Source organism: Nocardioides sp., from assembly GCF_004803405.1.
GTDB lineage: Bacteria > Actinomycetota > Actinomycetes > Propionibacteriales > Nocardioidaceae > Nocardioides > Nocardioides vastitatis.
In genome coordinates this window covers 1-8492 of the sequence record NZ_SSXI01000156.1, presented here as the reverse complement: position 1 = coordinate 8492, position 8492 = coordinate 1, and the positions used below count along the sequence as shown (strand labels likewise).

Sequence of the window (8492 nt, the reverse complement as noted above, 5' to 3'; positions counted from 1 at the left end):
CGCACCCGCGACCCACATCGGCGGCCGCTGCTCGTGGTCGTCACCGACGGCCGGGCCACCGCTGGCCCCGATGCGGTGCTCCGCTCGCGCGAAGCCGCCGCGCTCATCGCCGGCGCGGGGATCTCCAGCGTGGTCGTCGACTGCGAGTCCGGGCCGCTGCGGATGGGCCTCGCCGCGAGGCTCGCCGAGCATCTCGGTGCCGAGCACCTGCCAATCGGCGAGGTCAGCGCCGAGGTGCTGGTCACCGCAGCCCGAGGGCGCGCCGCATGACCCGGGCGCTCTACGACGTCATCGCGCGCCGCCGCGACGTGAGGGCCGAGTTCACCGGCGAGCCGGTCCCGGACGAGGTGCTGCTCCGGGTGCTCGACGCGGCCCATCGGGCACCCAGCGTGGGGATGAGCCAGCCCTGGGACTTCGTGCTCGTGCGTGACTCCGCGACGCGTCGTACCTTCCGCGACCACGTCGCCGGCGAGCGGGACACCTTCGCCGCGTCGCTGCCGCCCGAGCGGCGCGCGACCTTCGACCGGATCAAGGTCGAGGGCATCTGCGAGTCGTCGCTCGGCGTCGTCGTGACCCACTCGCAGAGCCGCGGCGGGGCCCACGTGCTCGGACGACACGCGATCGCCGACGCCGGTCTCTACTCGACGGTGCTGGCGATCCAGAACCTCTGGCTCGCCGCCACGGCCGAGGGACTCGGACTGGGCTGGGTCTCGTTCTACCGCGAGTCGTTCCTGCGCGAGCTCCTCGGCATCCCGGCGGACGTCCGGCCCATCGCCTGGCTCTGCCTCGGCACCGTCAGCCACCTCGAGACCGTGCCCGACCTGGAGCGGCACGGCTGGCGGTCCCGGCGGCCGCTCGCCGACGCCATCCACCACGACACCTGGCAGCACCACCCAGCACCGCCGCAGACAGAGGAGACCTGATGCCCGAGGGCAAGCCGCTCGTCGTACCCGAGGACGGACTGACCACACGCCAGCGCCGGCAGCGGCCGCTGCTGATGGTCCACACCGGCGACGGCAAGGGGAAGTCGACCGCCGCGTTCGGGCTCGCGCTGCGCGGGTGGAACGCCGGCTGGCGGGTCGGGGTGTTCCAGTTCGTGAAGTCCGCGAAGTGGCGGATCGGCGAGCAGACGGTGCTGGAGCGACTGGGCCGGCTGCACGAGGAGACCGGAGAGGGTGGTCCGGTCGAGTGGCACAAGATGGGCTCCGGCTGGTCGTGGCGGCGCAAGGAGGGCAACGTCGAGGACCACGCGGCCGAGGCTGCGGAAGGCTGGGCGGAGATCAAACGCCGGCTCGCCGACGAGACCCACGACCTGCTCGTGCTCGACGAGTTCACCTACCCGATGCAGTGGGGTTGGGTCGACGTCGACGACGTGGTCACCACCCTGCGGGACCGGCCCGGACGGCAGCACGTCGTGATCACCGGGCGCCGCGCCGACCCGCGCCTCGTCGAGGTGGCCGACCTGGTCACCGAAATGGGCAAGGTCAAGCACCCGATGGACGCAGGCCAGAAGGGCCAGCGCGGGATCGAGTGGTGATGCTCCCCCGCCTCGTCGTCGCCGCGCCGTCGACCGGCCAGGGCAAGACGACGATCGCGACTGGGCTGATCGCGGCGCTGGTGCGCGCCGGCCACGTCGTGAGCGGCCACAAGGTCGGCCCGGACTACATCGACCCCGGCTACCACGCGCTCGCCTGCGGGCGACCCGGCCGGAACCTCGACCCGCACCTGGTCGGCGAGGACCGGATCGCGCCGCTGCTCCTGCACGGCGCGCGGGTACCCACCCCCGCGGACGTCGCGGTGATCGAGGGAGTGATGGGCCTGTACGACGGGCGCGTCGGCGGCGCCGGGTTCTCCTCCACCGCGCACGTGGCCGCACTGACCCGGTCGCCCGTGGTCCTGGTCGTCGACATCTCCCGCTCGTCGCGGACCATCGGCGCAATCGTGCACGGGCTGGCGACCTGGGACCCGTCGATCGAGGTCGCCGGCGTGATCCTCAACCAGGCCGGCTCGCCGCGGCACGCCGAGGAGGTGCGGTCCTCGATCTCGCTCCCCGTGCTCGGAGTGATCCCCCGCGACCCCGACCTCGCCACCCCCTCGCGCCACCTCGGCCTGGTCCCGGCAGCCGAGCGGTCCGAGGCCGCCATGGTCGTCTCGCGGCTGGCCGAGACGGTCGCCGAGCACGTCGACCTCGACGCCGTCCTCGCGGTCGCCCGCTCCGCGCCGCCGCTCGACGCCACGCCGTGGTCGCCCCACTCGCAGGTCGAGGAGGTCGCGCAGCGACCGTCACGAGACCGACGCCACCGCCCGGTCGTCGCCGTCGCCGCCGGGCGCGCGTTCACCTTCCGCTACGCAGAGACCGCCGAGCTCCTCGAAGCCGCGGGCTGCGAGGTCCGCGAGTTCGACCCGGCGTCCGACACCGCGCTGCCGGTCGGGACCGCGGGGCTCTACCTCGGCGGCGGCTTCCCCGAAGTGCATGCCGCCGAGCTCTCCGACAACGCTGCGCTGCGCACCCAGATCCGCGACGCGGTCGCCGACGGCCTGCCGACGGTCGCCGAGTGCGCCGGGCTCCTCTACCTGTGTCGGACCCTGGACGGCGCCCCGATGGCCGGCGTGCTGGACGCGGACGCCGCGATGACCGAGCGACTCACGCTTCGCTACCCCGTGGCAGTGGCGGCCTCCGACAACCTCCTCGCCCGCACGGGCGAGCAGGTGACCGGGCACGAGTTCCACCGCACCGCGGTGCTCCCAGGTGCCGGCGCGAGCCCGGCGTGGGAGGTCGACGGAGTGCCGGTCGGCTTCGCGTCGGCGACCCTGCAGGCGTCGTACCTCCACACCCACTGGGCGGGGCACCCGCGGCTCGCGCAGCGCTTCGCCGAGGCGGTGCATGCCCGTGGTTGAGCCGGATCCGCTGCGTCACCACGGCGACGCCGAGGTCGGCGCCGGCCTGCTGGACTTCGCGGTCAACGTCTATCCGGGTCCTCCCCCCGACTGGCTGGACGAGGCGCTGCGGTCCTCGCTCGACGACATCGGCGCCTACCCGTCCGCTGTGGGGGCACGGACGGCGGTGGCGGCCAGGCACCAGCGGCCCGACGACGAGGTACTGGTGACCGCTGGAGCTGCGGAGGCCTTCACCCTGCTGGCCCGGCTGCGGGCGTGGCGCCGGCCGGTCGTCGTACATCCCCAGTTCACGGAGCCGCACGCCGCGCTCGAGCAGGCTGGCCACCGGGTCAGCCCGGTCGTGCTGCCGGCGCCGTTCGTGCTGGTTCCCTCGCTGGTGCCCGACGATGCCGACCTCGTGATCGTGGGCAACCCCACCAACCCCAGCGGAGTGCTGCACCCCGCCTCGACGATCCGCGCCCTCGTGCGTCCTGGACGTCTCGTCGTCGTGGACGAGGCCTTCATGGACTGTGTCCCGGGCGAGACAGAGTCGCTGGCCGCGGACCGCTCGCCGGGGGTCGTCGTGATCCGGTCGCTCACCAAGCACTGGGGCATTCCGGGGATCCGCGCGGGCTACCTGCTGGGAGATCCCGCCGTGGTGACGGAGCTGGCGCGCGGACAGGTCCCCTGGTCGGTGAGTACGACGGCCGCGGCCGCCGTGGTCGCCTGCATGTCCGACGTCGCCGCCGTCGAGGCGACCCGGCGCGCGGAGGAGATCAACTGCTGGCGCGAGCACCTCGAGAAGGGCCTGGCCGACCTCGGCATCGAGTTCCTGCCCTCGCAGGCCTCGTTCGTGCTCGCCCGCGTCGGGACCGGTGTCCGCGACCGCCTGCGGAACCACAGCATCGCGGTCCGCCGCGCCGACACCTTTCCCGGCCTCGACGGCTCCTGGGTACGGATCGCCGTCCGTCCGCCCCGGACCACAGACGTACTGCTCAGCGCGCTCACCTGACCCCGCGAAGGGGCGCGGTGTGCGGCGCGAAGGGGCGCAGTGTGCGGCGCGAGGGGGCGCAGTGTGCGGCGCGAGGGGGCGCGGTGTGCGCCGCGAAGGGGCGCAGTTCGTCCAGACGCCGCTTCCCGCCAACCCTGCCCCCTGGCGCCTCAAACCCTGCCCCTTCGCGCCGCAAACCGCGCCCCCTCGTGAGTGAGGATGAGCAACCAGCGAGCACTTCGCGGGTCGTCTATCCACACCAGTCCTCCATGCCCTAGAGTCCTGAGCGCAGGCCCGAGGAAGCCGGTGGAAGTCCGGCACAGTCGCGCTACTGTGACATCGCCTCCAGGGATGGAGTCGGTGGAGTCAGACCCGAGAGCCTGCACCCCGTACCCCAACGACAGGGACGCTGAATCCCTGAGGAGGCACAATGTCGCAGTTGTCCGCTGCTCCCCTCGCTCCGACCACCTCGGTCGAGGTTCCCGCCGTCCCGCTCCTGCAGCTCGGCACGTGGGTCGTCTTCTACGGCCTGCTCGCGATGCTCGCGATCTTCTTCGTCAGCGCCGGCCAGGGCGCGATCTCGCTTCCCGCAGGCACCGCGGTCCACGAGTGGGTGCACGACGCGCGCCACCTGCTCGGCTACCCCTGTCACTGAGCGGCGGCCGTGAGCACGATCCGCGTTCCCGGGGAGAGGTCTGCCCTGACCCCCGGTGCGTTCCTGGTCCGGGGACTCGCCGCCGGCCTGCTGGCCGGCCTGTTCGCCTTCCTCGTGGCGTTCGCGTTCGGTGAGCCGTACGTCGACGACGCGATCGCTCTCGAAGAGGCTGCGTCCGCGACTGCGCAGGCTCCCGACGAGCACGCGGCACACGAGGCCGAGGAGCACCAGGTCGTCGCGATCTCGCGCGCGGACCAGAAGAGCTGGGGTCTGCTGACCGGCACGATGGCCGTCGGCACCGCGCTCGGTGGACTCAGCGCCCTGGCGGCGGCCGCCGTCATCGGCCGTCTCGGCAACCTGTCGGCCCGCGGCTCGACGGCGCTGGTAGCGCTGATCGGCTTCGTCGCGATCGCGCTGGTGCCGTTCTGGAAGTACCCCGCCACTCCGCCCGCCGTCGGCAGCGGCGAGACGATCGGCGGCCGCACGGCGTCGTACTTCGCGCTCGTGCTGGTCTCCGTGCTCGCTGCCATCGCGATGGTGGTCCTCGCGACCCGGCTCGCACGGCGGATCGACGGCTGGACAGCCGCGATCGTCGCCGCCGGTGGCTACCTCGCCGTCGTCTCCGTGACCGCGTTCCTGCTGCCGACCGTCAACGAGGTGGGCGACTTCCCGGCTGACACGCTCTGGTACTTCCGCCGCTCCGCGCTGCTCACCCTGGCCGCGCTGTGGGCGGGCATCGGGGTACCGCTCACGCTGCTGGTCGGCCGCCTGCACGACCGGGCCGCGGCCGACGCCGCGCGCCGCGCTCTCGCTGCCAGCCTCTGATCCTCCGGTGAGGATTCATCCGGTGAGGACCGCCCGGTGAGCACCGCCGCCGGTCTGATGCTCGGCTACGCCGCTGACCTGCTGCTCGCGGATCCGCGGCGTGGTCATCCGGTCGCCGGCTTCGGTCGGGCGGCCTCGGCCCTGGAGCGTCACACCTGGCGCGACGAGCGGCGTGCCGGGATCGCCCATGTCGCGGTCCTCGTCGGCGGGGCGGCCCTCGTCGGCCTCACGGCCGAGCGGGTACGACGCCCGGTGCCCCACACGCTCCTCACCGCTCTCGCGACGTGGTCGGTCCTCGGCGGCACGTCACTGGACCGCGAGGGGGCAGCGATCGATGCCTGGCTCGCGGCGGGCGACCTCCCCCGGGCGCGACGGCAGCTGACCCACCTGGTCGGCCGGGACACCTCTCGGCTCGACGAGTCGGAGGTGGTCCGCGCAGCGGTGGAGTCGCTCGCGGAGAACACCTCGGACGCCGTCACCGCGCCCCTGGTCTGGGGAGCTGTCGCCGGGATGCCCGGCCTCCTGGGCTACCGGGCCGCGAACACGCTGGACGCGATGGTGGGTCACCGCAGCGCCCGGTACGAGCGGTTCGGCTGGGCCGCCGCCCGGCTCGACGACCTGGTCAACCTGCCGGGGTCGCGGCTCACGGCCGCGCTCGCGGTACTTCTGGGCGCGGACCGCCGAGGGGCGTGGCGTGCGTGGCGCCGCGACGCATCGGGCCATCCCAGCCCCAACGCCGGTCCCGTCGAGGCGAGCTTCGCGGGCGCTCTGGGCATCACGCTCGGCGGCACGAACACCTACGGCGAGCGGGTGGAGCACCGCCCGGTGATGGGCCAGGGGCGCCCGCCGCAGCTCAACGACCTGGACCGCGCGCGCTCGCTCGCACGGCGAGTGGGCGCGGCAGCGGTCCTGGTCGCAGCGGTCAGCGCCCGGCGAGGACCTCGTCGGCGTGGGCCGCGACCCACGACAGCAGCGGCAGCATCAGCGCAGCCAGCTCCTCGCCGCGCTCGGTGAGGCTGTAGTCGACCCGAGGTGGGATCACCGGCTGGGCGTCGCGGTGCACGAACCCGTCTGCCTCCAGGGTCTTCAGGGTCTGGGCCAGCATCTTCTCGCTGATGCCCTCGGCCCGGCGACGAAGCTCGCTCCACCGCTGCGGCCCTTCGGCCAGGGCCACGATGAGCAGGAAACCCCATTTGCTGGTCACGTGATCGAGCAGGACCCGGCTCGGACAGCCGGACGGGAACACCCCGGAGGGATAGACCCGCCGCAGTCCGTCGACCCACTCACTAACTTCCATGCCAGTACCTTACTTCAAAGTGCGTACTCTCCGCTGGGAAGTGCAAGTCGGGGCGGTCGGTTGACCCCCACGAACGCAAGGTCCCCGACCCAGAAGGAACACACCATGACCATCGTCGTCACCGGAGCCACCGGCCAGCTCGGCCGCCTCGTCGTCGAGTCCCTGCTCGAGCGCGGCGCGCCGCCGGCGGACATCGTCGCGACCGGACGCGCCGTCGATCGGATCGCCGACCTCGCCGACCGTGGCGTGCAGGTGCGCCAAGCGTCGTACGACGACCCGGCCTCGCTCGCGGCGGCGTTCGCGGGTGCCGATCGCGTGCTGCTTGTCTCGAGCGACGCGGTCGGCCAGCGGCTGGCCCAGCACCAGAACGCGATCGACGCGGCCAAAGCGGCTGGGGCGGAGCTGATCGCCTACACCAGCATCGCGAACGCGGACCGTGGCGAGATGATGCTCGCGAAGGACCACGGCGCCACCGAGCAGGCCGTGATCGCCTCCGGCCTCCCCTACACGCTGTTGCGCAACGGCTGGTACCTCGAGAACTACGCCGGCCAGATCCCCACCTACCTCGAGCACGGCGCCGTGCTGGGCAGTGCCGGCCAGGGCCGGGTCAGCGCCGCGACCAGGGCCGACCTCGCCGACGCCGCAGCAGCGGTCCTGCTCACCGAGCAGCCTCGCCCGGTCTACGAGCTCGGCGGGGACACCGGCTTCACCCTCGCCGAGCTGGCGGCCGCCGTCGCGGACGCCAGCGGCCGCGAGGTGACCTACCAGGATCTCCCCGCCGAGCAGTACACGCAGATCCTCGTCGGCGCCGGCGTCCCCGCACCGTTCGCCGAGGTTCTCGCCGACTCCGACCTCGGCCTGGGTCGCGGCGAGCTCGAGGTCACCAGCGGCGACCTCTCGGCACTGCTGGGCCGCCCGACCACGCCGATGCCGGAGGCCGTCCGCGTCGCGGTCGGTGCCCTGACCGGCGCCTGAGGACGGACGGGGCTCCTCACCGGTCGTCTGCCACTATCGCGGCATGGCGACCGATGAGGAGCACATCCGACCTGACGGCGTCGACGACCTCACCGTCGAGGCACTGGGCAACATCTCCGAGGCGCTCGAGGCGGTCGAGATCGCGCGCGGGCACCTGTACGCCTTCCACCGACTCAGCGGAACCGGCGACCTCACCCTCGGCAAGGGCGTCGCCCAGCTCCGGGAGGCCGGTCACACCGAGCTGGCCGACCGGTTCGAACGCGACCTGGTGGGCCGCAACGTGCTCCACGGTCGCTGGACCTTCCAGGTCGTCGAGGAGTACGACGACGGGTACTACGCGACCTTCAAGCAGCTCGAGAAGGAGGCCCGGACCGCGCTCGTCGAGGGTCGTCGGCACATCTACGAGTCGGAGATGAAGGAGGACCGCCGCACCCACGGCGCGCCGGGGCACGAGTACCGTCCCGGGTCGCACGAGTAGGTCACCGACGCGACCGCAGCCACTCCCACGCTGCGGAGACCTCGTGCACGGTCTCCACCCCTGCCGGGCCCGGCCCGCGGCGTACGACGACCACGGCGACGCCGAGCTCCGCGGCCGCCTCCAGCTTCGGCCGGGTGTAGGTCCCGCCGGAGTCCTTCGTGACCAGTACGTCGGTGCCGTGCTCGCGCATCAGCGCCCGCTCGCCGCCGAGCGGGTAGGGACCGCGGGAGGTGAGGAGCCGCCACGCCGCAGGCAGGTCGAGGTCGGGCACATCCACCACCCGCGCCAGCACCGACAGTTCGCCGAGCGCCGGCACGAACCGGGCCAGCTCCTGGCGCCCGACCGTCAGGAACGGCCGCTCCCCCAGCCGGGCGGCGGCCGTCGCGGCGCGCTC

The 8492-nt window shown here is 73.1% G+C and carries 9 protein-coding genes and 2 pseudogenes; 9 read left to right on the top strand and 2 right to left on the bottom strand.

The genetic code is table 11. The annotated features are described in order from the left end of the window. The 7 genes and pseudogenes from E7Z54_RS11325 to E7Z54_RS11295 all read left to right on the top strand — a co-directional run. Positions 1–270 (top strand): annotated as a pseudogene (locus E7Z54_RS11325) (magnesium chelatase); the annotation flags it as partial. After that, positions 267–923 (top strand): 5,6-dimethylbenzimidazole synthase, encoded by a 657-nt coding sequence (gene bluB, locus E7Z54_RS11320; RefSeq protein ID WP_136433752.1) that lies wholly within the window; start codon positions 267–269, stop codon positions 921–923. The pseudogene E7Z54_RS11325 and the gene bluB, both read left to right, overlap by 4 nt. Continuing rightward, a complete protein-coding gene (cobO, locus tag E7Z54_RS11315) occupies positions 923–1537 on the top strand; it encodes a cob(I)yrinic acid a,c-diamide adenosyltransferase (RefSeq protein ID WP_136433750.1) in 615 nt (204 codons plus the stop codon). Before bluB ends, cobO begins: the two co-directional genes overlap by 1 nt. Then, positions 1537–3889, top strand: a pseudogene (locus E7Z54_RS24400) (cobyrinate a,c-diamide synthase). The gene cobO and the pseudogene E7Z54_RS24400 overlap by 1 nt, the downstream one beginning before the upstream one ends. Before the next feature lie 409 nt (positions 3890–4298). Beyond that, complete coding sequence (locus tag E7Z54_RS11305; protein WP_136433748.1) at positions 4299–4523, top strand: CbtB-domain containing protein; 225 nt, start codon at positions 4299–4301, stop codon at positions 4521–4523. A gap of 9 nt (positions 4524–4532) precedes the next feature. Next, entirely contained in the window at positions 4533–5348 is an 816-nt protein-coding gene (locus E7Z54_RS11300) for a CbtA family protein (protein WP_240769631.1), read from the top strand. A gap of 36 nt (positions 5349–5384) precedes the next feature. Then, entirely contained in the window at positions 5385–6362 is a 978-nt protein-coding gene (locus tag E7Z54_RS11295) for a cobalamin biosynthesis protein (protein WP_206056156.1), read from the top strand. On the opposite strand, the gene E7Z54_RS11290 is transcribed toward E7Z54_RS11295, so the two are convergent. Next, positions 6271–6645 (bottom strand): winged helix-turn-helix transcriptional regulator, encoded by a 375-nt coding sequence (locus E7Z54_RS11290; RefSeq protein WP_136433747.1) that lies wholly within the window; start codon positions 6643–6645, stop codon positions 6271–6273. The genes E7Z54_RS11295 and E7Z54_RS11290 overlap by 92 nt on opposite strands. A 105-nt stretch (positions 6646–6750) precedes the next feature. Here E7Z54_RS11290 and E7Z54_RS11285 point away from each other — a divergent pair, with 105 nt between their 5' ends. Both E7Z54_RS11285 and E7Z54_RS11280 read left to right on the top strand, forming a co-directional pair. Next, the gene (locus E7Z54_RS11285) at positions 6751–7620 is read left to right on the top strand and encodes an NAD(P)H-binding protein (protein ID WP_136433745.1); all 870 of its coding nucleotides are present in this window, start codon (positions 6751–6753) and stop codon (positions 7618–7620) included. 43 nt (positions 7621–7663) lie between these two features. Then, positions 7664–8098 carry a hypothetical protein gene (locus tag E7Z54_RS11280; RefSeq protein ID WP_136433743.1) on the top strand — a complete coding sequence of 145 codons (435 nt, stop codon included), beginning with the start codon at positions 7664–7666 and terminating at the stop codon, positions 8096–8098. A 1-nt stretch (position 8099) separates the two neighbouring features. Here E7Z54_RS11280 and E7Z54_RS11275 read toward each other — a convergent pair. Beyond that, the coding region (locus E7Z54_RS11275) for a precorrin-6A/cobalt-precorrin-6A reductase (protein WP_136433741.1) at positions 8100–8492 on the bottom strand (393 nt) is incomplete at its 5' end.